20 protein-coding genes are annotated in these 23,182 nt (G+C 58.5%); 12 read left to right on the top strand and 8 right to left on the bottom strand.

Translation table 11 applies throughout. The annotated features are described in order from the left end of the window. The first annotated feature begins 17 nt into the window (after positions 1-17). Positions 18-740: a succinate dehydrogenase iron-sulfur subunit gene (locus tag IPM39_02995; GenBank protein MBK8985038.1), complete on the top strand. Its 723-nt coding sequence runs from the start codon at positions 18-20 to the stop codon at positions 738-740. A gap of 56 nt (positions 741-796) precedes the next feature. Here the strand turns inward: IPM39_02995 and IPM39_02990 are convergent, their stop codons facing one another. The 4 genes from IPM39_02990 to IPM39_02975 all read right to left on the bottom strand — a co-directional run bounded on the left by IPM39_02990 (position 797) and on the right by IPM39_02975 (position 4,931). Further along, complete coding sequence (locus IPM39_02990) at positions 797-2,515, bottom strand: nucleoside kinase (protein MBK8985037.1); 1,719 nt, start codon at positions 2,513-2,515, stop codon at positions 797-799. A 114-nt stretch (positions 2,516-2,629) separates the two neighbouring features. Then, on the bottom strand, positions 2,630-3,406 hold the full coding sequence (locus IPM39_02985) for a hypothetical protein (GenBank protein ID MBK8985036.1): 777 nt from the start codon (positions 3,404-3,406) through the stop codon (positions 2,630-2,632). A 41-nt stretch (positions 3,407-3,447) separates the two neighbouring features. Next, positions 3,448-4,386: a transglycosylase SLT domain-containing protein gene (locus tag IPM39_02980; protein ID MBK8985035.1), complete on the bottom strand. Its 939-nt coding sequence runs from the start codon at positions 4,384-4,386 to the stop codon at positions 3,448-3,450. Next, entirely contained in the window at positions 4,386-4,931 is a 546-nt protein-coding gene (locus IPM39_02975) for a hypothetical protein (GenBank protein ID MBK8985034.1), read from the bottom strand. The genes IPM39_02980 and IPM39_02975 overlap by 1 nt, the downstream gene beginning before the upstream one ends. Positions 4,932-5,154: 223 nt before the next feature. Here IPM39_02975 and IPM39_02970 point away from each other — a divergent pair, with 223 nt between their 5' ends. The 3 genes from IPM39_02970 (at position 5,155) to IPM39_02960 (ending at position 7,931) form a co-directional block, all read left to right on the top strand. Next, the gene (locus IPM39_02970; protein MBK8985033.1) at positions 5,155-5,655 is read left to right on the top strand and encodes a tetratricopeptide repeat protein; all 501 of its coding nucleotides are present in this window, start codon (positions 5,155-5,157) and stop codon (positions 5,653-5,655) included. Positions 5,656-5,730: 75 nt separating this feature from the next. Continuing rightward, a complete protein-coding gene (locus IPM39_02965) occupies positions 5,731-6,765 on the top strand; it encodes a zinc-binding dehydrogenase (protein ID MBK8985032.1) in 1,035 nt (344 codons plus the stop codon). A gap of 74 nt (positions 6,766-6,839) precedes the next feature. Next, positions 6,840-7,931 (top strand): patatin-like phospholipase family protein, encoded by a 1,092-nt coding sequence (locus IPM39_02960; protein MBK8985031.1) that lies wholly within the window; start codon positions 6,840-6,842, stop codon positions 7,929-7,931. Here IPM39_02960 and IPM39_02955 read toward each other — a convergent pair. The 3 genes from IPM39_02955 to IPM39_02945 all read right to left on the bottom strand — a co-directional run bounded on the left by IPM39_02955 (position 7,928) and on the right by IPM39_02945 (position 11,401). After that, complete coding sequence (locus IPM39_02955) at positions 7,928-9,319, bottom strand: dienelactone hydrolase family protein (GenBank protein MBK8985030.1); 1,392 nt, start codon at positions 9,317-9,319, stop codon at positions 7,928-7,930. The genes IPM39_02960 and IPM39_02955 overlap by 4 nt on opposite strands. Before the next feature lie 8 nt (positions 9,320-9,327). After that, the gene (locus tag IPM39_02950) at positions 9,328-10,773 is read right to left on the bottom strand and encodes a DHA2 family efflux MFS transporter permease subunit (protein ID MBK8985029.1); all 1,446 of its coding nucleotides are present in this window, start codon (positions 10,771-10,773) and stop codon (positions 9,328-9,330) included. A gap of 154 nt (positions 10,774-10,927) precedes the next feature. Next, positions 10,928-11,401 (bottom strand): YbaK/EbsC family protein, encoded by a 474-nt coding sequence (locus IPM39_02945; protein ID MBK8985028.1) that lies wholly within the window; start codon positions 11,399-11,401, stop codon positions 10,928-10,930. Positions 11,402-11,571: 170 nt separating this feature from the next. Here IPM39_02945 and IPM39_02940 point away from each other — a divergent pair, with 170 nt between their 5' ends. Both IPM39_02940 and IPM39_02935 read left to right on the top strand, forming a co-directional pair. Next, positions 11,572-12,558 (top strand): aldo/keto reductase, encoded by a 987-nt coding sequence (locus IPM39_02940; GenBank protein MBK8985027.1) that lies wholly within the window; start codon positions 11,572-11,574, stop codon positions 12,556-12,558. A gap of 31 nt (positions 12,559-12,589) precedes the next feature. Next, positions 12,590-13,186, top strand: coding sequence for a YdcF family protein (locus IPM39_02935; protein ID MBK8985026.1), 597 nt, complete (start codon positions 12,590-12,592; stop codon positions 13,184-13,186). Here IPM39_02935 and IPM39_02930 read toward each other — a convergent pair. Next, positions 13,150-14,136: a transcriptional regulator gene (locus tag IPM39_02930; GenBank protein ID MBK8985025.1), complete on the bottom strand. Its 987-nt coding sequence runs from the start codon at positions 14,134-14,136 to the stop codon at positions 13,150-13,152. The genes IPM39_02935 and IPM39_02930 overlap by 37 nt on opposite strands. A 300-nt stretch (positions 14,137-14,436) precedes the next feature. Here IPM39_02930 and IPM39_02925 point away from each other — a divergent pair, with 300 nt between their 5' ends. The 6 genes from IPM39_02925 to IPM39_02900 all read left to right on the top strand — a co-directional run bounded on the left by IPM39_02925 (position 14,437) and on the right by IPM39_02900 (position 23,005). Continuing rightward, positions 14,437-16,293, top strand: a complete 1,857-nt coding sequence (locus IPM39_02925) for a GAF domain-containing protein (protein ID MBK8985024.1) — start codon at positions 14,437-14,439, stop codon at positions 16,291-16,293. A 13-nt stretch (positions 16,294-16,306) separates the two neighbouring features. Beyond that, positions 16,307-16,753, top strand: a complete 447-nt coding sequence (locus IPM39_02920; protein MBK8985023.1) for a response regulator — start codon at positions 16,307-16,309, stop codon at positions 16,751-16,753. A gap of 96 nt (positions 16,754-16,849) precedes the next feature. Continuing rightward, a complete protein-coding gene (locus tag IPM39_02915) occupies positions 16,850-17,989 on the top strand; it encodes a response regulator (protein MBK8985022.1) in 1,140 nt (379 codons plus the stop codon). An 83-nt stretch (positions 17,990-18,072) separates the two neighbouring features. Beyond that, complete coding sequence (locus tag IPM39_02910; protein MBK8985021.1) at positions 18,073-19,515, top strand: arginine decarboxylase; 1,443 nt, start codon at positions 18,073-18,075, stop codon at positions 19,513-19,515. A gap of 79 nt (positions 19,516-19,594) precedes the next feature. Continuing rightward, positions 19,595-21,229: an ABC transporter substrate-binding protein gene (locus IPM39_02905; protein MBK8985020.1), complete on the top strand. Its 1,635-nt coding sequence runs from the start codon at positions 19,595-19,597 to the stop codon at positions 21,227-21,229. A 96-nt stretch (positions 21,230-21,325) separates the two neighbouring features. Next, positions 21,326-23,005, top strand: a complete 1,680-nt coding sequence (locus IPM39_02900; GenBank protein ID MBK8985019.1) for a VWA domain-containing protein — start codon at positions 21,326-21,328, stop codon at positions 23,003-23,005. The last annotated feature ends 177 nt before the right edge of the window (positions 23,006-23,182 follow it).

Raw genomic sequence — 23,182 nt, 5'->3', positions numbered from 1 at the left:
CTTTCAGGAGCAACATCATGCAAGTCAACTTACGCATCCGCCGGTTTAACCCGGAGAAAGACCAAAAAGCGTGGTGGGGGGAATATACGTTAAGCGACGCGCTGCCAACTGACACCGTTCTAGACCTGCTGCATCGGGTGAAGTGGGAAATGGACGGCACGCTGGCTTTGCGCCGCTCTTGCGCCCATGGCGTGTGCGGTTCAGACGCCGTGCGCATCAATGGGGCCAATGCCCTGGCCTGCAAAACGCTGGTCCAGCGGCTAAGTGGTGGCAACGGGTCGGCGACGATTCAGGTAGAACCCATTCTGGGTTTACGGGTGATCAAAGACCTGATCGTAGACATGGAGCCGTTCATGGAGCATTACCGCTCTGTGCTGCCATATTTCATCAATGATTCGCCGCCGCCGGCCGACGGCCGTGAACGCCTGCAATCGGCCGAAGACCGGGCGCGCTTCGACGACACCACCAAATGTATCCTTTGCGCCTGCTGCACCACCTCCTGCCCCAGCTTCTGGGCCAACGAAAAATACGTCGGTCCGGCGGCTATCGTGCAGGCCCACCGCTTTATCTACGACAGCCGCGATGAAGGCGCCGCCGAGCGTCTGGCTGTCGTCGGCGATACCTTTGGCGTCTGGCGCTGCCGCACCAACTTCAACTGCACCAGCGCCTGCCCACGCGATATTGAAGTCACCAAAGCCATCGCTGAGGTGAAAAAGGTGTTGGCGACTGGGGAAATCTGACATCCGTAAGCCGTATTCCGTATTCCGTAATTCGGAATACGGCTTACGAAATCCCTCTATCGCTGCCACAGTTCAAAATCGTCCAAAATCGAACCGCCGATAAATTCGCGCAGGATGGAGTCGCTGGCGATGAAACTGAGGGCGTCGCCAGGAACTGGCTCGAACCATTGCAAAAACGCCAGCAGCCGATTGGCCTCAATCCGCTCCGGCGTACCGGCTTCCACTTGCAGCAGCAGGGGCTGGGCCAGCGTCTTCAACACCGACAATTCATAGACCAAAGCAGAATTAAAAAACACATCGGCGTTATTTTGGTGGGGGAAAATGTACATCCGTTCGCCGCGGCGCACGCTGTTCCAGCGGCTGATGGTGTCGGTGGCGGTGTAACCGCGCCGGGCGGCGTCACGCACGATGCGCCGCAGCAGGCGTGTATCGGTAGTCGGCACGCGGTTGTGTTTGTCCAGATTGAGCTGCGTCAGCGCCGAAATGAAGATGCGATACATCGCCTCGGGCGCAATGCCTTCCACCAATTTAGGATTTAGCCCGTGAATGCCTTCAATCAGGATCACGTGGTCTGGCCTAATGCGCAGTTCGTCCCCCCATTCCCGCTGACCGGTGAAGAAGTTGTAAACGGGCTGAATGATGGTTTCTCCGGCCAGCAGTTGACGCAACTGCTGCTGAAACAGACCAATATCCACCGCTGCCAACGACTCAAAATCGTAATCCCCTTTGACGTCGCGGGGGGTGTCCTCCCGATTGACAAAATAATCGTCCATGCCAATGGTGACAGGGTAGATACCCTGGGCCAAAAGCTGCACCGCCAGCCGCTTGCTAAAAGTCGTTTTGCCGGAAGAGGTGGGGCCGGAGATCATTACCAGTTTGACCGCCGGGCGGCGGTCGGCGATGGCGGCGGCGATGGCCGAAAGCTGGCGCTGGTGGAACGCTTCGGCGACGAGAACGACTTCCTGAGTACGGCCGTTTCGCAGCGCATTGTTCAACGACGACACACTGGGCACACCGACGATGCTCAACCAATCAGCATAGTCCTGAAAAACCTGCGCCAGACGCGGTTCATCCTCAAACGGTTGGAGGTGAGCCGGGTCGTGTCGCCGGGGAAATTGTAAAATAAAGCCGTCGTTGTAGGGGTGCAGCTCAAACAAATCTAGATAACTGGTTCGGGGAACCATAAAACCATGAAAATAATCACGCACGCCATTGAGTTCATACAGCGTCAGGTAATCCTTACGCCGCCGGGCAAACAAGTCTGCCTTCTCCAAATCGCCGCTGGCGCGGAAGATTTGCAGCGCCTCGTTGAGAGGCACGACCACGCGGGTGATGGGCAAATCGGCAGCCACCAACTCGCGCATCCGCTGGCGTAAGCGGTTGAGTTCGGCGGTGGTCACACGGCCGTTATCATCCCGTTCACAGTGATAACCGCCAAAGGGCATGGAGTGCTGCACGGTAATTACCTGGTCAGGAAACACTTCGGCGGCAGCGGCAATCATCAAAAAGCTGAGCGAACGGCGATAAATGCGCGCGCCGTCCGGGTCGCCGGTGGTCAGCAGTGTCAGATGGGCATCGGCGTGTAATGGATGAGCCAATTCGCGCAGGTGGCCATCGCACAACACGCCCACGATATGGTTTTGCAGCACAGCTTCGGACATGGCTGCCAGCAAAAACTGCTCGACGGTTGTGCCGATGGGGCCGTTAAAGGCGCGGCCATCAGGGAGCTGGATTTGCACCGTTTGTCTGACCGGGGCTGGGACAATGTTGTTCATGGGTTATTCCTTAGCCGGAAGCGACGTAGTACCCGTAAGCGGTAATCCGTAGGGTGCTGCCTCTGGAAAATGTCATCGGATAACAGGGTACGGACTTCGGCCTACGGATAGTAGTCAGGGGGTATCCATCCCGTTCAGGTAATGGGCCAGCATATCCAGACCGGTGAGTACGGCCGTGTCTAACCGCGCCTGTATTTCGGCGATGGGCACAACGTTGAACACGTGGTCGGCCATCCAGGTGGGGTCTTGTAGGCTGTTGGCAAACTCCACCGGTGACATGTGCAGGCGACGGGCATAAATGTTAACCGTCTGCGGCATAGCGCCGGGCTGCAATTGGGCCACGAGCAGATTTTGCCAGGCCACCAACGCCTCATCATTAACAAAAGGCAGCCAATGGTCAGGTGTAGCGGCGGCCAGAGTAGCGACGGCCGTTGGCGGTAAAGCCTCATACGCCTGTTTGTCCAGGTAGGTCAGCACAATGTTGTGGACCAGATGGCGCTGCTCATGGCCGGCGCGCCAATTGATGGCATGGACAAAATAGGGCAGCAAAATCTCGCGGAACCACACCAGGTCCACAATCAGATGAAAGCTGTAGGCGGCGACAAAAACCGCCTGGTCGGGCGGCATATGGGCCAGGTCGGTCAGTTCTGGGTAGGCGGCCAACATGCGTGGGTAGGCCTGGTTGTCTGGCTCCGGTGGGACGTTGTAAAAATGGGTGGCCGTGCGCGGGATACCGGCCAAATCCTGGCAGTCGGCGGCCACGCTGCCCAGGTAGAAGGCCGGCCAGGATTGCGCCAGAAGTGTGGCGAGACGGCCGTCTCGCCCAAAGCGCGTCTCGGCGGCGGAACGGATCTGTTCCGCCAGGTGTAGGTGCATAAATGGTGTTGGCATTGTGGATAGTTGGTAGTTAATAGTTGGTAGTTGGTGGACAGCTACCTATTTCCGTCCGGGCAGTCTGTGGGGGCAAACCAGCGGGTGCTGGCGTGGCCGCGCAGGCGGTCTAGGCTGGGCAGGCAGGCCAGCAGCACTTGTGGGTTGCTGGATGGGGTCTTAACGGCGTCATTGTCGCCCAGGCGGACGCGCAGATGGGCATCCACGTTTTCACTGTCGCCATACACGGCCGTATTATTTTCAACCGGCGATACCAGAGCCACCGGCACGGCATACCCCACCACATAGTAAGCGCGTCCAGCGCTGTCTACGTAATCGAACACCATATGTTCGCCAAAGGTATACAGGCCAGAAATTGGCTGATCGCCCAACACCAGCAGCGGTGCGTTGGGCACATTGCCATAAGGGATTTTAATGGCAACCGTCCATTGGCTGGCGATGGCCGGTGCGATGCCGCTGCGGGCGGCCACCGCACGGCCGTAACTATCCAACACGCTTACCGCATAACTGCGCGGCACGCCATTGTTCACATTGGCCCAACCGCCGCTGTAGGCGGCCAGCGCCGCGTACAAATCGCCGCCGGCCTGGCGCACCACATCCGCCAAAATCGCCACGCCCCAGCGCAGGTTAATGGCCGGGTTCGACAGGTCGTCAGAGGAAGGTCGCCATTCCATGCCCGGCCCGGTGGGCATCACGCCCATCAGCCCCACCGCCCCTTTCTGGCTGATCACCTGATGGTTGCCGTCTGATTCTTCATTGATGACGGCGGCGATAAAATCGGGGTCCAGACCATGCGCCTGAGACAAGACGCCGATGTGGAACGCCCACTGTTGAATGCCCGGCCCCCAGATGGTGGAGATGGCCGATTGTGGGCTTGTTTCTTGGGCGGCAGCCGACTGGCCGGGAAGGACGACGGCCGTCCACAACAGCGCCCCCCATGCCAGCAGCAGAAAACGGCCGACCATGCTGATCCGGGTCATCAGCCACGCTCCAATAGGGCAAAATCAAAGGCAGCGGCATCCGGCGGAACCTGCCACCAGCTTACCTGTGCGCCGCGTAACGGCCGTTCGATGGCTGCTTGGTCCGGTTTTTTGATGGCTTGCGGCGCAGCTACCCCTGCGGTCGGCAGCAAAATGGCGTGTAGGCGCAAGCCTTCCACCAGCGGCACATCGGTCGAAGTATAGACATAACAAGGCCAACGGACGTGCAGCTCCAGGCTGCGCAAGAAGAGCTGCGTCTCGCTGCCATCCATATCAAAGCCAAAAACCTCGGCTCGCGGGAAAGAATCGCCGTGATCGCGGATAAATTGGTAAATCTCCAGGCCGCGAATCTCGTGGCCCCAATCGTCCAGCAGCAAACCGGGCAGCACGTGGTCTTCTGGCCCTCTGACCACCAGGGCGAAGCGCAGATAAAGGGAATCGGCCGTTTTCGCCGCTGGTTGGGCATCTAAGAGTATGAGGGCGGTACGGCCGTTGGCCTGAATCAGCCGCCCATGAACATGTTGTCGAACCGGTTTTAATGCCATCAGGAATTGCCTCGCTGCCAACAATAAACTATAACCAGACAATACCAAATCCTGAGCCAGGCGGCAAGCCAAAAGAAGTTGCGGATTTGGCGATGGATGCCTATGATTCTGAGGAAGCCGTATGCGCGAAACGATGAATGACAATCAACAGATTACGCAGATTACGCAGATTTATCTCTGCGCCTCTGCGTCTTTGCGTTAATTATTTTCAGAGGAGACCAACGTGGAGACAAAAGACAAACGTATTGCCCAGGCGCGAGAACTGCGCGAACAGGATCAATTGGAAGCATCGCAGGCCATATTGCTGGCCTTGATGGACGAGTTCCCGGAAGACCCGGTGGTGTTGTATGAAGTGGGCGGCTCTTACGACGTGATGGGCCAGGAACGGGACGCCATCCCGTATTACGAAGATGCCGTGGAAGAGGGCCTCAGCGGTGACGATTTGCAGGAGTGCCTGATTTGCCTGGGAAGCTGCCATCGGGTGATTGGCGAGTTTGCCGAGGCGGTGGCGGTGTTGGAAACGGCCGTCGCCCAATTCCCAGACAATAAAAGCGGCCACGTCTTCCTGGCCCTGGCTTACTACAGCAACGACCAGAAAGAAGCCGCCATGCGCACCCTGCTGGATGTGCTGCTGCAAACCACCACCAACGAAGACATCCTGGCCTACGCCGACGTCTTTGAATTTTACAAAGACAACCTGGAAGAAGTCTGGGATGAAGAGTAAACACCGGGGAGCGCAGGCGTCCCGCCTGTCCTAGCGGCCGGGACGTCCGCTGCTCCCATTTTTTCGGGAGGAATTGTGAAAGCTGTCGTTTTTCATGAACATGGGACGCTGGAAAAAGTGAGCTATACAGACGTGGCCGAGCCACAGCTTGGGCCGGATGAGGTGCTGCTGCAAGTGAAAGCGGCGGCGCTGAACCGGCTGGATTTGTGGGTGCTGGCCGGCTGGCCGGGACTCAATCTAAAACTGCCGCACGTCATGGGCAGCGATGGCGCGGGCGTCATCGCCCAGGTGGGAGCCAATGTGGCCGGGTTTACCCCTGGCGACCGGGTGGCGGTGAATCCGACGCTGTTTTGTGGCCGCTGCGCTTACTGCCGCCGCGGCCAGGACAATATGTGCCAGCAGTTTGCCATCCTGGGCGAACACGTGGATGGCTTTTTTGCCGATTATACGGCCGTGCCCGCCCACAACCTCCTCAAACTTCCCGACCACATCTCTTTTGCTACCGCCGCCGCCGCTTCGCTGGTGTTTGTCACCGCCTGGCATTCGCTCATCAAGGCCGGCCGTTTACAGGCTGGTGAATCGGTGTTGATTGTCGGCGCGGGCGGCGGCGTCAACACAGCGGCCATCCAGATCGCCAAATTAGCCGGGGCGGGGCCAATCTACGTAATCGGCTCTTCAGAGGAAAAGCTGGCCCAGGCGCGGGCATTGGGCGCAGATGTCACTATCAACCGGCAGGCTGAAGATTGGGGCCGGGCATTGTTCAAGGCCACGCAGCGCCAGGGGGTAGACGTGGTGGTAGACAATGTCGGCGCGGCCACTTATGCCGCCTCGCTGCGCGCGCTGAAGCGCGGCGGCCGTTTACTAACCGTCGGCAATACCAGCGGCCCTCAATTCGAGATTGACAATCGGCTGATTTTTGGCAAGCAGTTGCGCATCATCGGCAGTACCATGGGAACAAGCAGCGACTATGAAGAAGTCATGGCGTTGGTGTTTAACGGCCGTCTCCGCCCCATCATCCACGCCACCTACCCCCTGGCCGATGGGCCAGCCGCCCTCAAGCGTCTGCAAGACGGCGATGTCAGTGGTAAACTGGTTTTGTCCCATGGGTGACGTGTTCCGTGTTCCGTATTCCGTGTTCGGATTACGGATTACTGATTACGAATTACGGAGTAAGGCGCACAGCTATGACCCACTATCCATTCAAAAACCTGGTCTTTCAAGGCGGCGGCATGAAGTACCTGGCCTATCTGGGCGTCATCCCCGTGTTAGAAGAAGTGGGCATTCTGCCGCAAATCGAGCGCGTCGGCGGAACTTCGGCCGGGGCGCTGCTGGCGGCCATTCTCAGCTTTCGCCTCAGCGCGGCTGAGAGTATCGCCATTTTCCGCACGCTGGACTACAGCAAAATACCAGGACTCAAAACGGCCGTGCGTATGCCCTCTCGTCTCCTCAACGCCAACCTGGGCAAAGAACTGGCCCACAACGTGGATGGCTTCAACCGGCTGCTGCGCCATTATGGCTGGTACGACACCGATTACGCCCATAACTGGATGCTGGAAACCATCTCCGCCCAAATCGGCTACGGCCAGGCCACCTTTGCCGACTTTCGGGCCAGGGGTTTCCGTGACCTGCACGTCGTTGCTACCAATGTTTCGCAGCACCGCTTAGAAATTTTTTCCGCCGATACCACCCCGAATACGGCCGTCGCCGACGCCCTCCTCATCTCCCAATCCATGCCCCTCTTTTTCGCCGCGCCCCAATTTGATGGGCGCACCCTCGGCCAGGGGGATTTCTACGGCGATGGCGGTATCCTCGCCAATTACCCGATTCACCTGTTTGATGCGCCCCAGTACAACGCCAATCATCGCTTAAATGAACACAGTGTGAACTGGGAAACGTTGGGCTGCCGCCTCTACACGCCATCTGACTGCCCCGACTCTGGCCGCCGCCCCGTCTCCAATCTGGCCTTCTACCTGAGCAACCTGTTCGAGACATGGATGGAAGCGCAGACCACCGCCTATGAACAGCGGCCCATGGATCGCCAGCGTACCATTAACGTCAGCAACTGCTGCGTCTCGACGATTGATTTCAACTTGCGGCCCGACCCGAACAATGAAACGTATCAGAAACTGTTGGACGCGGGGGAAACGGCCGTGCGCCAATTCTTAGACCAGTACACCACACCGGACCTGCCCGACACCCGCCCGCTCTCGGAACAGTTACGCCGGCGAATTGACCGCTTCTTCAACTTTCGCAACCGCCCAACCATAGGCAACTAAAGCGAGTCCATTCCCGGGCGCCACCGGACCTCCGGGTAGCGCGCTTCGCCAGCCAGCAGCGATGACGGCCGTTCCTTTAATGCCGCCTCAAAAAAGGCCAATGTATACTCATTGATGATGCGTGCGGCGCGACGGCCGTTAATCGGCCCCTTGGCGCCAAACATGCGTGTCACCGGCGACAGCAGCGGCAAATCGCTGTAATCGTAATGGCCGCTGCCGGTGATGGTCGCCACCATGCCCGGCGGGCGGCTGGCGGCGGCCAGCCTGTCGGCCAACAGCCCGTTGCTTTTGCCAAATTCCCCTTCGCTCATCAGCGACAAAACTGGGAAAGCAAATCCCTGGTGGATGATAGAGTCGTCCAACGGCCGTAACCAGGGGTCCAACAACAGCAGCGCCCGGCAGCGCCGGTCATTGGCGGCAAACTGCACCGCCGTGCCCCCGCCCATCGAATGCCCCAAACTGCCAACACGGGCAAAATCCAAACGGCCGTAAAAGAGATGCGCCGGGTCCGCCTGCCAACAGACCATCTGGTCCAGCACAAAAGCCACGTCCTCCGCCCACTGCTGAATGCCCCGCCGCCCTGCCTGCTCCAACGGCATATCATCTGGCGGTGCGGTCATGCCAAAGACCACACGGCCGTCGGGAAACACCGTGCAGATCGCCCCATGTGTGTGGTTGGGGGCCACCACCACATAACCGTGGCTGGCTAACTCCTCCATCTGCCAGGTGTTTTGCGAATGCAGCCCCAGATAGCCATGCGAAAAGGTCAGCACCGGAAACGGCGTGCCAGCGGCGGCGACCGGCAAATCCAAATAGCCGTGCGTCTTGGCCAGGTCCACGTGGCGCAAAATAAAGGGCGGAAACCCAAAACGGCGGGCGATGGCCGGACCGCCAATCTTAAAATCGGCGATGAACGGAGCGCGTCTGGCGCCGGCCGTTCGCTCCGCTGGATACCACACCTGGACCATTAATTCACGCGGTTCGTCACCTGTTTCGCCAAAGATGTCCGGCCGTGTCCTGTCCACCAGGTAGACGGTGCGTGTGCCGATGGCGTAGCGGCCGGTTGGTTTGGGCAGGTTGGGCACAGCCAGAACATAGGGCAAAGCCACCGCCGCCAGATAGAGCAAAACGCCGGCCAAAACAGCCCAACCGTTCAAGGCAAACACCGACCATCTACCGGCAGAAACGGCCGTCAGCACCACCACCGATTGCAAATAAGCCGGGGCCATCTGCCAGCGCGGCCGTTCCAACAGCATATGGACAATGACGAGCAGCGGCACGAGCAGGGCCACAACCCGTTCGGCCGTCGCATCCGCGTGTGGATTGGCATAAAGCCAGCCAACCGTCAATAAATGACCGGCCAGGATGACAAGTTCCAATGGTCGCATGGTTCCCCTCAGGCGGCAGCTTTTTTGTGCGTGCGCCGCGTCTGGCTAATAGCCCACAGGCTGAGCGATAGAGCCACCAGCACCAGCAGCAGCATTGCCATAAACGTATCGCTCAGGCCGGCGATTTGCGCCGGAATGGGGGCGATGGTAGCGCCGCCGGGCAGTGGCCCCCCAGCATAAGCGGCGGTACGGGCGGCCCAAAACGCGCCAAACAGGGCAATGCCTGTCGTCTGCCCCAGGGTGCGGCTGAGGCCCAACAGACCGGAGGCCACGCCCAGGTGTTCGGGCGGGACCGACCCCATGACGGCGCTGTTGTTGGGCGATTGGAAGACGCCAATACCCAGACCAATGGGCATGACGCCGAGGGCAAAACCGATGACGGCCGTTTGCGCATCAAACCCGCGCATCACCCACAATCCGGCCGCCAGGATAAGCAATCCGGCGCTGGCGATGATCCGTGTGCCGTAGCGGTCGGAGGCTGCGCCAGACAGCGGCGCGGCCACGCCCAGAAACACAGGGATAAAAGCCATCATCAGCCCCACCTGGCGCGTATCGAAGCCGCGCATATTTTGCAGGTAAAAGGGCAGCAGCAAGGTGGTCCCGGCAATGGTCAGGAAGACCATCGTCCCGGTGAGCAGGCTGAGACTGAACATGCCCTGACGAAACAGGCGCAAATTGATCATCGGCTGGGGATGGCGCATTTCCAGCCATACAAACAGCGCCAGGAAGAGGCCGCCGGCGGCCAGCAAAGCCAAAATGCGCCCATCGCTAAACCCAACCTGCTGCCCCATCGTCAAGGCCAACAACACAGACAATAGGCTGATAAACAAAGTCACCGCCCCGGCAAAATCGAACTGTGCCCGGCCAGACGGCCGTAAATCGGGCACATAGCGCCAGGCCAATACCAGCCCCAACAGGCCAACCGGCAGGTTGACGAAGAAAATCCAGTGCCAGCTCAACGAATTGAGCATCAAACCGCCCAGAGTAGGGCCGATGACCACGCCAATGGAAACAAAGGCGCCGTTCAGCCCCAGCGCTTTGCCCCGCTCCTGGGGCGGAAAGGCTTCGGTGACAATCGCCATGCCCAGGCCCAAGGCCATCGCCGACCCCACAGCCTGCACCACCCGCGCCCCAATCAGCCAATAGATGGTGGGCGCGAGACCACACAACACGGAACCGAGGGTAAAGATGGCGATACCGGCCGTATACAGCCGTTTCTTGCCGATCATGTCTCCCAGACGGCCGATACTGGGCATCAGGGTGGTCTGAGCCAGCAGATAAGCCAGTATGACCCATTGGGCCAGGGCAAACACGGTGTCTAGCTCTGTCACCAAGGTAGGCATGGCGACGTTGATGATGCTGCCGTCTATGGTCGCCAAAAAGGTACTCATGGCAACGGCCGTCATCACAAACCATTTGCGACTGTAATCAACTGGTTGGGCGGGTAGGTTCATCGGAATGGTTAGTAATCGTCTGAGAATAATTTCCTGTTTTTTTAGATTGGACCAATCTCCAAGATTGGTCCAATCTGGGCCATGTAATTTCTAGATGATCACTTAGTTGGTTGGTTAGTAAAGAAGTCAGGCCAACTACCGGACCAACCCTATATTATTCGCTTAAAGGGGCAGTTTCAGAGCCGACAACGCGCCGCAGTTCGCTTGTCGTCAGGCGCATGAGGGCGTGGATTTCGCCGCCGCCGCCGTAGATGATAGTTTGATCGTAGACGGCCGTATCCACCACCGTTCGCAGCGGAGCAAGATGCCCAAAGGGTGGCACAGCCCCCACCGGATAGCCGGTGATAGCGAGGACCTGGGAGGCGACGGCCGTTTTCAACCGCCGCCGCGACACACCCAAATAGTCGGCCAGCCGCTTCCAGGCGATACGCGCTGTGCCGTTGTTAATGGCTAATACCGGCGCGCCATCGGCCAGAAACAACACCGATTTGATGATTTGGTCGGGTTCCACACCCATCACCGCCGCCGCCGCGGCGACGGTGGGCGTATCGGCCGGCAGGTGCAATATCTCCGCCTGAAGGTCCTGGGCCGTAATGAACTGCGCCAGGGTTACACTGTTTAATGTCATGGTCTTTTCCTAGTTGTCTGCCGCGTCAGCAGTGTAACAAAAGTGCGTCACCGTGCAACCCAGGTTCATCATTGGAATTGCTGCGAAACATGATCGCCCAAAGACAGGACGGCCGTCCCCTGCTACAATAGAACCCATCAACAACAGTTACCCACCACGAGGAGACGCCTATGAACCGCCAAACCTTCGGCCAAACCGGCCTCCTGGTTTCCCCCATCGGCCTGGGGCTGGCTGCCCTGGGCCGCCCCGGCTACATTAACCTGGGCCATGCCCAAGACCTGGGTGGCGACACCGACGTGGCCGCCATGGAGCGCCACGCCCAGACAGTGTTAGACGCCGCCTGGGCCGCCGGTGTGCGCTACTTCGACGCCGCTCGCTCTTACGGCCGTGCCGAAGCCTTTCTCGGCTCCTGGCTGCACAGCCGCGGCATCGCCGCCGCCGACGTGACCGTTGGCTCCAAATGGGGCTATACCTACACCGCCGACTGGCAGATCGAGGCCGACAAGCACGAAGTCAAAGAGCATTCGCTGCTCGTTTTACGGCGGCAAATCGGCGAAAGCCGCGCCTTGCTGGGCGATTTTCTGAACCTGTACCAGATTCATTCGGCCACGCTGGACAGCGGCGTGCTGCAAAACCAGGCCGTGCTGGCCGAACTGGCCCGGTTGAAGGCGGGCGGCTTGAAGATCGGCCTCTCCCTCAGCGGCGAACAGCAGGCAGAAACGCTGTATCGCGCCCTAGAAATTGAAATAGATGACGGCCGTCTTCTCTTCGACGCCGTACAGGCCACCTGGAACCTGTTGGAACCATCGGCCGGCGCGGCGCTGCAAGCCGCCCACCAGGCCGGTTTGGGGGTCATTGTGAAGGAGGCGCTGGCAAACGGCCGTCTCACACCCCGCAGCAGCGAGCCGAAAATAGCGCTCCTGCGCCAGATGGCCGCCGAGAAAGAGGCGACGATGGACGCCCTGGCCCTGGCGGCCGTGCTGGCCCAACCCTGGGCCGGCGTCGTCCTCAGCGGCGCGGCGGCGATTGACCATTTGCAGGCCAATGTCAGGGCTGTAGAGGTGAATTGGGATGAGGAGACGGCCGTGCGCCTGCAAACCCTTGTCGAAACCCCTGCCCAATACTGGCACAGCCGCAGCCAACTCGCCTGGAACTAGTACCCGTAAGCGGTAATCCGTTATCGGTAATATGAAACAAAGACTCTGGAAAACGGCCGTTCTCCTCTGCCTCGCTTTATCCGGGCTAACGGTGGGCTGGGCGGGGGTGCAGGTGTACGCCTATGCACAGCGGGACGAGACACGGCTGGCCGACGCGGCCATTGTGTTGGGGGCGGCGGTTTTTGGCGAACGGCCGTCGCCGGTGCTGCGCGAGCGCATCAACCACGCCATCGCTTTGTACCAGACGGGAACCGTGCAGTACATCATCTTCACCGGTGGGCAGGGTGGCCCCAATGAAACGGCCGAAGCAGACGTAGCCGCCGCCTACGCGCTGGCCCAGGGTGTGCCGGAAACGGCCGTTTTGCGCGAGACCATCTCCACCAATACCGTCGAGAACCTGACCAACGCCCAACAAGTCGCCGCCGCCCACGGGCTGGACAGCTTTCTCATCGTCAGTACGCCGTTTCACATGAAGCGGGCCATGTCTATTGCCGCCGACCTGGACATGCAGGCGTACAGTTCACCAACGCGCACCATTGCCTGGATAAGCTGGTGGACAAAACTGCGGGCCTTTGCCCAGGAAATAGTGAGCTATTTGGCATACATGGGGCGGGCAGCCGTCGGCTGAGGCTGATACTGCGCTGCCGCCTGACGCATTTCGGCGGCGATGTCGGCGCGCAGCCAGCCGGGAGCCAACACCTCCACCTGCGCCCCCCAACTGCGAATCCAGGGTTTCATTTCCAGCGGTTCGGCCACCTGCACCCGCAAAATGCAGCCACCATCGGGCGTGGTTTCGACGGTTTGCGAGGGGTGCCACTGGCGTTCCCGCGCCTGGGCGTTGGCCTCCGCGGCAAAGCGCAGCGCGACTTCGTTGACTTCATCCCCGGCCATGATGCGCCAGCCCGAAGCCAGCCTGGCTTCCAGGTCGAAATCGGCGGGGATGATGAACCGTTTTCTCAGGACGGCCGCGCTTTCCAGGCGGTCTAGTTTGAAGGTACGTATTTCGTCGGACCAGCTATCGTGGCCGATGACATAGATGCCGGAGGGGGTCGGCTCCAGCGCGTAAGGGCAGATGATACGCTGGCGCAAAGCGCCGCTGCGTGGCGAGCGGTATGCGATTTTAACTTGCAGGCCGCTGCCCCAGCCTTCGGCGACGGCTTCCAGTAAGGCCGTCTGGCTGCCATCTTCCCGCTGCTGCACCCGGTCGGCGGCCCGCTGCAGGTGGCTGCCGAGGGGGTCTGGCAGGGTGGAAGCCAACTTGCGTAAGGCGGCCGTAACGTGCGGATTACGGTCGTCTACGGTGCGCGACAGCAGCAGCCCGGCCAGCACCAGGGCGATGGCTTCCTGGAAGGAAAGCCGGACGTTGGCCAGATAACGGGCGCGGTTGATGCCAAAACGGCCGTTTTCCTGCCACACCGGCGTCCCCTGCTCGCACAAAAATTCGACGTCGCGGTAGACTGTGCGCCTGTCTACTTCCAGTTTGTCGGCCAATTCAACGGCCGTTAACCCATCCGCCGCCAACAGCAGCAGCGACTCTATCTCGCGCAGCCGCGCCGTGCGTGTTGCCAATCTTGCCATGCCGCATACCTCACAAAATAGACCGCATGTTCTACGAGTAAGTATAGCATAGAATATGATAAAATGTAGTGGCGGGGCGGTTTAGCAACTCTTTAAATCCGGACACCGTTCCCTCATCCTGGCTGTCTGAATGGCGCAAGTTCAGACAAGAAGAGGGATGACCCATCAGCTTAGGGTTCGTTTGCAATTAACTTTGGAGTTTCCAGATTGGACCAATCTCCAAGATTGGTCCAATCTAAAAACAGGAAGTTATTCTTAAACGATTGCTTAGGCTGGTGAACATAACAGAGGCAGGCCAACATGACCCAATTAGAAGACCCCACAGTACCCCGACAAACAAACGCCGCCGAAAAAATTGCCGCATTAAACCAAACAGTACGGCGCCTGGAAGAAGAACTGGCGACCCACAAAGAATCTGGCGCACAGATTTCTCGGTTTGCCAACCAACTGCGCACGGCTGCAGACGTTTCTAAGCAGCTCAGCAGCATTCTCAACCTGGATCGGTTGTTGAACGAAGTGGTGATGCTCTTAAAAGAGCGCTTCCAGCTTTACCACGTGCATGTTTACTTATTGGACGAAGATGTTGGCATGTTGCACATGGCCGCCGGTTCTGGCCCGGTGGGCAAACGGCTGCGCGAACAGCAGCACGCCATCCGGCTGGAAACAGAACACAGCCTGGTAGCGCGCGCCGCCCGTGAAGGCTTTATCATTTTAGTGGATGATGTCAGCCGCGAACCCGATTTTTTGCCCAATCCCCTACTGCCAGACACACGCTGCGAGATGGCCGCGCCGTTAATCTTGGGCGGGCGCGTGTTGGGCGTGCTAGACGTGCAAGACGACCGTTCTTATCGCTTCGACCAGCTAGACATAGCGACCTTTAGTGTCTTTTCAGGACACATTGCCTCGGCGATTCAGAATGCCTATTTATTCGAGGAGCAAAAGCAGGCAGAAATGGCGCTGCGGCATTACGCCGAACGGTTGCAGAGTCTACACGAGATTGATCAGGCGATTTTGTTGACCCAGTCACCAGAAATCATTGCGCGCACGGCCGTGCAGCGCCTGAAAGCAATGGTTCCTTATCACCGCGCCAGTTTTTCGATTTTTGATTACCAGACAGGCCAGGTGCAGATCTATTCCGCCACCAATGGCGAAGATGCGTCGTTGATCCCCGGCGAATATCGTCTGACCGACAACCTGATGGTGCTGCAGCGGATTACTCAGGGGCCTTTTTTTGGCAATCTGAGCGAACTGCCGTTTAATCCGGATTTATTTCCTGGTTTGGCCGGATCAGACATCCAGTCGGTTCTGATCTATCCGCTGGTGGCCCACGAGGAAATTATTGGCACGCTCAATTTGTCCAGAACTGTACCCGATGGTTTCTCGGAGGAGGACAGTCTGGTGGTGGGCGAGGTAGTTGCGCCGCTGGCAATTGCCATTGAACAGGCGCGCCTGTATGAACAGGTGAAACGCCATGCCCAGGTTTTGGAGGAGCAAAACGCGGAATTGGCGCAGTTTGCTTATGTTGCCTCCCACGATTTGCAGGAACCGCTGCGGATTATCATCAGCTATGTGCAGTTGTTGGAAAGGCGATACAAGGGTCGGCTGGATGAAGATGCGGATTTGTTTTTGCATTACATCGTAGATGGGGCACTGCGGATGAAGGGATTGATCAATGGCCTGCTGGATTATTCGCGGCTGGGGCGGCAGGGCAAGTCTTTTGCGCCGACTGATTGCAATGCGGTGGTGCAGCAGGTATTGGCAAATCTACAAATGACCATTGCTGAAACTGGCGCTGTGATTCACCAGGAACCACTGCCCACGCTGATGGGCGACGCGATACAACTCAATCAGTTATGGCAAAATTTAATCAGCAATGCGATGAAGTTTGGTGGCAATGAGCCTGAAGTCTACCTGGGAGCCAGACAAGAGGGCAAAGAGTGGCTCTTTTGGGTAAAGGATCATGGAATTGGCCTGAGCCTGGAGTACGCGGAGCGGATTTTTGCCATTTTCCAGCGGCTTCATACGCTGGAAGAGTATCCGGGCACAGGGATTGGGTTGGCGATTTGCAAGAAGATAGTGGAACGGCATAACGGCCGTATCTGGGTCGAATCGCAGCCCGGACAGGGCGCTACATTCTACTTCACCCTGCCAGCATAGAGAGGACAGAACGATGACCCCCACCAGAAAAAGTTTACGCAGCATGATACATATTCTATTGGTTGAAGACAATCCGGCCGACGTGCGTTTGACCCAGGAAGCCTTCAAGGAAACCGGAGTACCCAGCACCCTGCATGTGGTGCGTGATGGCGCCGAAGCGATAGACTTTTTGCAGCAGGACGGCCGTTTTGCCTCTGCCCCCCGCCCCGATATGATTTTGCTAGACCTGAACCTGCCGAAAAAAGACGGCCGTCAGGTCCTGGCTGAAATCAAAAGCGACAACAACTTCCGCAGCATCCCCATTGTCATCCTGACCACCTCCAAAGCGGAAGAAGACATCCAAGACACCTATAACCATTACGCCAATTGTTACATCACCAAACCCACCGATCTGGACGAATTTATCCAAATCGTCAAACAAATAGAGCAATTTTGGTTAAGCATCGTTCAACTGCCGTAAACCGAAGTCCGTATCCCGTTGGCATTTGCCAGAGGCGCCGCTCCACGAAATACTGATTACGGAATACGGATTACCAGATACGTAAACTAGTACCTTATGAACAACCCATTTATCACCGTCCTGCTCGTTGAAGATAATCCGGGCGACGCCGATCTCATTCGCTATTTGCTCGCCGACCCGCCAGCCCATTTGTCTGCCCGAACCACAACATTTGTCATCCACCAGGCAGATCGCATCGCCAGCGCCCTGGTGCGGCTAGATGAAACATTCTTCGACATCATCCTGCTCGACCTCTCGCTGCCAGACAGCCAGGGATTAGGTACATTCGACATCATAAAAATCAGCGCCCACAATACCCCCATCATCGTCCTGACCGGATTAGATGACGAGACCATCGCCATCAGAGCGATGCAGCAGGGAGCGCAAGATTATCTGGTGAAAGGGCGCATAGACGCCGATCTGCTCACTCATGCCATCCGCCACGCCATTGAGCGGCAGCACCTGCTCACCGAGCAGCTTCTCGCCAAAAATCAACTGACGCGGCAGGCCATCGAATTACAGAACCGCAACGCCGAATTGGACCAATTTGCCCATACAGTCGCCCATCAGGTCCAGGGTTTATTGGGCCAAATCATCGGCTATGGCAGCTTTTTAGAGATGACCCAAAAAGAAAAGCTGGATGAAGAAGGGCGGTTGGCGCTAAAACGCATATTGCAAAGCGGCCACAAAATGAACAACGTGTTGAGTGAAATCTTGCTTCTAGCCAGCGTCGGCCGTGAAGAAGTGGCGACCATTTCGCTCAACATGGGGCGCGTGGTAGCCGAAGCCTGCAAGCGGCTCTCATTTGAAATTGATGAACACAACGCCCAAATCGAGCTGGCAGACGTTTGGCCGGCCGCATTTGGTTATCCTTCCTGGATTGAAGAGGTGTGGGTCAATTACATCAGTAATGGGTTAAAATATGGCGGCAGCCCACCCATTTTGCGCCTGGGCGCAACAGTGAACGATGAAACTAACGTTTGCTTTTGGGTAAAAGATAACGGACCCGGCCTGTCCGAAGCGGATCAACTGCGCTTGTTTAAAGCCCACACCCGCCTGCACCAGAGGCAGGTTCGGGGCGAGGGATTGGGTTTGTCTATTGTGCGCCGCATTGTGGAAAAGTGCGGCGGGCAGGTGGGCGTAGAGAGTCAATTAGGCGCCGGCAGCATGTTTTGGTTCACGCTGCCCAAAGCGTGACGATGCCTATGCAAAAAGTTCAACTTCTTCCGAGAAGTTGAACTTTTTGCACAGCTTAAGTCAATAAACTGGGAGAAACAGCTATGAGCGAACCTGTTATTGGTTGGGAAAGCAGCGACCCTGTCCCCGACGGGCACTCGTTTAATCATTATTTGATTGTGAAAAACGGCCGTCTCCATCTCGAAGACCTGGACCTGGCGCAGTTGTTTCTGGGCGGCGGGAGTCGCCTGGGGCTGGGGCGCACCCTGCCCAGCCCGCTGGAAATCGTTTACCTGCCCATTATCCCGCGCCAGATCGCCTATATGAACCAGGTATTTGCCGCGGCGATAGAGGAATTGGAGTATAACGGCCGTTTCCACTACACCTACGCCTCCAAAGCCAACGCCGCCGAAGAAGTCATCCGCACCACCCTCGGCGGCGGCGCCCACCACGAAATGTCCTCCGCTGTAGATGTAGACATCGCCCGCCTCATGATTCGGCGCGGCTTGCTGCCCCCCGGCCGGCTCATCGTCTGCAACGGCTTCAAACCCAACGGCAGCGCCTACGCCGACAGCATCCTGCGCCTGCGCGACGACCACGCCCAGGTTATCCCCGTCATCGAAGACCTCAACGAAATCGCCCCCTTCCTCAACAGCCGCCACCACTTCGACGTTGGTTTGCGCCAGAAAAGCTACGGCCCCAACACCAGTCTCAACGAAATGGACGCCGCCAATTCCCGCTTCGGCTTGGACAGCAAACAGATGTGGATCGCCGCCGATTACATCGCCGCCGCCCCCAACCTCAGCCTGGTCATGTTCCACAACATGGTCGGCAGTCAGCTCACCGACAAAGCAGCCTTTGTGGATTACCTCAGGCCAGGTATCGAACTTTACGCCCAACTGCGCCAGCGCCACCCCAGCCTGCACATCTTCAACTTCGGCGGCGGGATGCCCGTGGCGATGACCCTGGGCTTCGACTTTGATTACGCCGCCTTCGCCCGCCAACTGCTCACCGCCCTCAAAGAGACTTGCGCCCGTTACAACGTGCCAGAGCCAGACGTGATGGGCGAATTTGGCCGTTACACCACTTCCGAACATGGCGCCCACCTCTTTAAAATTATCGCCGCCAAAGACAACGACTCAACCTACCCCTGGTACATCATAGACAGCTCCATCATGAGTTCCTTCCCCGATAGTTGGGCGCTGGGCGAGCATTTCATTGTCTTGCCGCTGAATCACCTGGACAAACCATTCCAGCGCGTGCAGCTCGGCGGCATCACCTGCGACAGCGACGATGTATACCCACCCAAGAAAAGCCAATCCCCCCTCTATCTGCCGGTGGAAACAGATGATTTGTACATCGGCTTTTTTAGCATTGGCGCGTACCAGGAGATGTTGGGCGGGGTGCGCGGCAGCAAACATTGCGTCTTGCCAGAAGCGATGGAGTTGGTGGTAGACCGGGATGGCGACGGCCGTTACACCTTCGACCTCCTCCCCGGCCAAACCACCGCCGACGTCCTGCGCAACCTCGGCTACCACCTCACGTAAAGACAACGTGTTAGAGCATCCACAGGTTCGCCTGAAACATCACCCAACCATCTAACCACCAACCAGAAGGAGAAGAACAATGCAAATGGATCGCACCCGCATCATCTTTATCGTCATCGTCGGTCTGGCCCTCATCGCCGTTTGCGTGGCCGGCTTTCTAACCATGTACGCCAACATTGGCAACAACGCATCCGCCACCCCAGCGGCCGTTGCCACCGCCGCCAGCAACCTGCCCGCCAATCCCACGCGCCCACCGACCAACCTGCAATCCCCCGAACCCATCTGGGGACCCAACTACGACGCCAACGACGGCCTACCGACCTACATCTGCGGCGCAGACGCCTTTGGCAGCTACTTCACCCTGCAACAAATGCAGATGGCCGGTCTGGACAAAACCAACGGCTTCCACCTGGGCATCGTCCCCTTTGCCCTGGATGGCGATCCCAAATACGAAATTTCCGAAGAACAGCGTGTCGCCCTGCTCACCACCGGGGTGTGGGACTGCCTCCTGACCACCCTGGACTCGGTGGCCCTCACCAGCCCTGGCGTCATCACCGCCATTGTGGATGAAAGCGCCGGCGCCGACCAGCTATGGGTGCGCGGCATCGAAACCATCAACGACCTGAAAGGCAAGCGCGTCGCCTTTTCCCGCGGCAGCGTGGGCGAATACTTCCTCTACTATGTCCTCTCCATCGCCCAACTCAGCCCACGCACCGACGTAACCCTGGTCCCCCAAGACACCGTCGCCGACGCCGTCGCCATCTTCAACAGCGGCCAGGCTGACGCCGTAGCTGGCTGGGAACCAGATATTTTCGAGGCAGAAACCAGCGGCGGCATTCCCCTGCTCAGTTCTGCCCAACTGCGCATTGTCATAGACACCATCGTCACCTCGCGCGACACCATCCAAAACCAACCAGACCTGGTGCAAAATTTCCACAACGCTTGGTTTGCCACCCTAAAAGCCCAGGTAGAAGATTTCGGCACGGCCGCCAACCAGATCGCCGCCTGGGGACACAACGATTGGAGCTTTGTTTATCCTGAATCAGCCAGCGACGACTTCACCACCTGGCTGACAAACGTGGCTCAGGCTGATTTAGGCGACAACGCTTTTGTCATGCGCGACACACGCCCCATCGTGGAGCGCCTGAACATCGCCCGGCGTGTCTGGTCATTGGCGAACCTGCCCGCGCCCGGCGACAGCGCCGACGCCCTAGTGAACCCTGGCTTTGTCTTGCGCGCCGCCGAACAGGCCGGTTTGCAGCCCAACGGCAAGCCAATCAACGATACCTTTTCCATCTCACAGCAGTTGGACCTGAGCGGCGTCAGCACGGCCGCATCCGAGACGCTGGTGGTGCTGCCCTGCCGCACCTTCACCTTCCTGCCCGAATCCACCGAATTAACGTTGGAATCGCGGCGCATCCTGGACAACTGCGTCGTGCCCACGTTGTCGCAAAGCGTGGGGCTGTTTCTGAAAGTCGAAGGCTCTTCCGCCTGGCCGGCCAACAACCCGCCCTACACCGAAGCGGATATTCTGGAAGTGGCCGAAGGACGCGCCCGGTCGGTGGTGGCCTATCTGGAGAGTAAAGGCATAGACCCGGCCCGTTTTGTCGTTGAAGCGGTGCTGCCGCCGGAAGACCACCGCAACACAGACAACGCCACGCTGCAAGCCGCCGACCGCTACGTGGAACTGACGCTGATCACAGTAGGACGGTAGGGTAGTGGATAGTGGATAGTGGATAGTTTTTGGTTGATCCCAACTCCCAACTATCAACTCCCAACTCCCAACTGTCCCCTACAACTGGAGAAAACTATGAAAGGTTTGCAACGTTATCGCGGGCTGTGGCTGTTGGTGGGGCTGTGGGGCTTAACGGCCGTTGCCTGTCAATTAGGCACGCTCGGCCAATCCGACAATACCGACACCGTAAACATCCCCAGGGATGCGGCCGTCGTCACCGTCGTCGCCAACAGCAGCCTGGTCCCCTGGCTGCAACAGGCCGCCAACGACTTCAACGCCACCGAAAGCCAAACGGCCGACGGCAAAACCGCTTTTGCCATGGTGCAGGGCCAAGAATCCGGCCAATTCATCACCGATATCGCCGGCGGCAGCGCCGAGCTGCCAACCCTTTGGCTGCCAGACAGCCCCGTCTGGACCAACGTCCTGGCCGACCAGGGGTACGATGCGTTTCAGACTGGCTGCGTCAGCGTGGCCCGAAGCCCACTGGTCATTGGCGTCTGGCGGCCGGCAGCCGAATCACTGGGCTGGCCCAGTTATGCCCTGGGCTGGCTCGATTTTGGCAGCCTGGCCCAGGACCCGGCCGCCTGGAAGTTCTACAGCGGTGGCGCCTATGGCGACAACCTGCGCCTGAGCCACACCCACCCTGGCCTCTCCGGCGCGGGAGCCAGCACGCTGCTGGCGCTGGTGCAGTCTGCGCAGCGTCAAACCGAAGCCGTCACCGTGGACGAAATCAGCCTGCCGCTGGTACAGGCGTCGGTCGGCGCGTTTGAGAGCGCCGTGGCCTACTTCGCCAGCGACCCCTACACCCTGGCGCAAACCATGAGCGAACGCGGCGCTGCCTATCTAGGCGCGGCGGTGATGTATGAAAGTGACGCCGTTAGCAGCGCCCCAGGGCAGATCGTGCCGATTTACCCGCTGGAAGGCACGTTTGTGGCCACACATCCGGCCTGTATCAACCGGCAGGCAGCGGCCGTTGAACAAGAAGCGGCCAGCCTGTTTCGGGACTATTTGTTGAGCGATGCCGGGCAGGCAACGGCCGTCACCCATGCCCTGCGCCCCGTCAACGGCACCACCCCAGTTGGCGCACCGCTAACGGCCGAAAATGGCGTGGACCTGGACCAGCCGGCCATTGTCTTCGGCGAACCCACTGTGGCCAGCATCTATGCCATTCAGGACGTGTGGCAGGCGGCGCGCAAGCCGGTTAACCTGGTGCTGCTGCTGGATACCTCTGGCAGTATGCGCGGCAGCAAGATGGAGAGTATGCGCGAAGCGGCTGTGCAGTTTGTGGCGCAAATGGGCGATGATGACCACCTGACCATCATCGCCTTCAGCACCGAACCGTACCTATTGGTGGAAGGGATGCAGGTCGGCGAGGCGCGTGTCAAATTAACCAATACCATTCGTGACCTGAATGCGTCTGGCGACACCACGCTGTTCGACGCCATCGGCGATGGCGCGACCAGCATCGCCCGCACCAACGATCCGGCCCTGACCAACGCCATGGTCGTTTTATCCGATGGGCAGGATACACGCAGCTATCGCTACCGCTTTAACCAGGATTTGATTGACTACGCGACCGGCAGCGACACCACTATTTTCACCATCGCTTACGGCAGCGACGCCGACGAAGGGGTGTTGGGGCAGCTTGCCATCAGCGGCAACGGCAACTTTTACCGCGGCGACGAGGCCAGTATTGCCGCCATTTACGAGGCGATGTCGGCCGCCTTTGGCGGCAGCGTTGGCGTCGGGCGGTAAGATAATCCAGAGACTTAACGCCTGTATTCGATAATCCGTGTATCGTATTCCGTATTCCGTCGTCGAAAAAGTAAAAATTGATACACGGATGACACGGATTGAACGGATTTATCTAATGGTCAAAGTTATCAAGTTGTGGGTGGCCGTCCCTTCGATCAGATACCTGTCGGGATAGGC

The organism is Candidatus Leptovillus gracilis (assembly GCA_016716065.1).
GTDB classification, from domain to species: domain Bacteria; phylum Chloroflexota; class Anaerolineae; order Promineifilales; family Promineifilaceae; genus Leptovillus; species Leptovillus gracilis.
This window is presented reverse-complemented; position numbering and strand designations above follow the sequence as displayed.

Bases quoted from the DNA above. Each gene is read 5' to 3' on its own strand.
- IPM39_02900 (MBK8985019.1), top strand. From the start codon at position 21,326: ATGAAAGGTTTGCAACGTTATCGCGGGCTGTGGCTGTTGGTGGGGCTG.
- IPM39_02975 (MBK8985034.1), bottom strand. From the start codon at position 4,931: ATGGCATTAAAACCGGTTCGACAACATGTTCATGGGCGGCTGATTCAG.
- IPM39_02935 (MBK8985026.1), top strand. From the start codon at position 12,590: ATGAAACAAAGACTCTGGAAAACGGCCGTTCTCCTCTGCCTCGCTTTA.
- IPM39_02905 (MBK8985020.1), top strand. From the start codon at position 19,595: ATGCAAATGGATCGCACCCGCATCATCTTTATCGTCATCGTCGGTCTG.
- IPM39_02920 (MBK8985023.1), top strand. From the start codon at position 16,307: ATGACCCCCACCAGAAAAAGTTTACGCAGCATGATACATATTCTATTG.
- IPM39_02915 (MBK8985022.1), top strand. From the start codon at position 16,850: ATGAACAACCCATTTATCACCGTCCTGCTCGTTGAAGATAATCCGGGC.
- IPM39_02980 (MBK8985035.1), bottom strand. From the start codon at position 4,386: ATGACCCGGATCAGCATGGTCGGCCGTTTTCTGCTGCTGGCATGGGGG.
- IPM39_02960 (MBK8985031.1), top strand. From the start codon at position 6,840: ATGACCCACTATCCATTCAAAAACCTGGTCTTTCAAGGCGGCGGCATG.
- IPM39_02940 (MBK8985027.1), top strand. From the start codon at position 11,572: ATGAACCGCCAAACCTTCGGCCAAACCGGCCTCCTGGTTTCCCCCATC.
- IPM39_02910 (MBK8985021.1), top strand. From the start codon at position 18,073: ATGAGCGAACCTGTTATTGGTTGGGAAAGCAGCGACCCTGTCCCCGAC.
- IPM39_02985 (MBK8985036.1), bottom strand. From the start codon at position 3,406: ATGCCAACACCATTTATGCACCTACACCTGGCGGAACAGATCCGTTCC.
- IPM39_02945 (MBK8985028.1), bottom strand. From the start codon at position 11,401: ATGACATTAAACAGTGTAACCCTGGCGCAGTTCATTACGGCCCAGGAC.
- IPM39_02995 (MBK8985038.1), top strand. From the start codon at position 18: ATGCAAGTCAACTTACGCATCCGCCGGTTTAACCCGGAGAAAGACCAA.
- IPM39_02925 (MBK8985024.1), top strand. From the start codon at position 14,437: ATGACCCAATTAGAAGACCCCACAGTACCCCGACAAACAAACGCCGCC.
- IPM39_02930 (MBK8985025.1), bottom strand. From the start codon at position 14,136: ATGGCAAGATTGGCAACACGCACGGCGCGGCTGCGCGAGATAGAGTCG.
- IPM39_02950 (MBK8985029.1), bottom strand. From the start codon at position 10,773: ATGAACCTACCCGCCCAACCAGTTGATTACAGTCGCAAATGGTTTGTG.
- IPM39_02990 (MBK8985037.1), bottom strand. From the start codon at position 2,515: ATGAACAACATTGTCCCAGCCCCGGTCAGACAAACGGTGCAAATCCAG.
- IPM39_02955 (MBK8985030.1), bottom strand. From the start codon at position 9,319: ATGCGACCATTGGAACTTGTCATCCTGGCCGGTCATTTATTGACGGTT.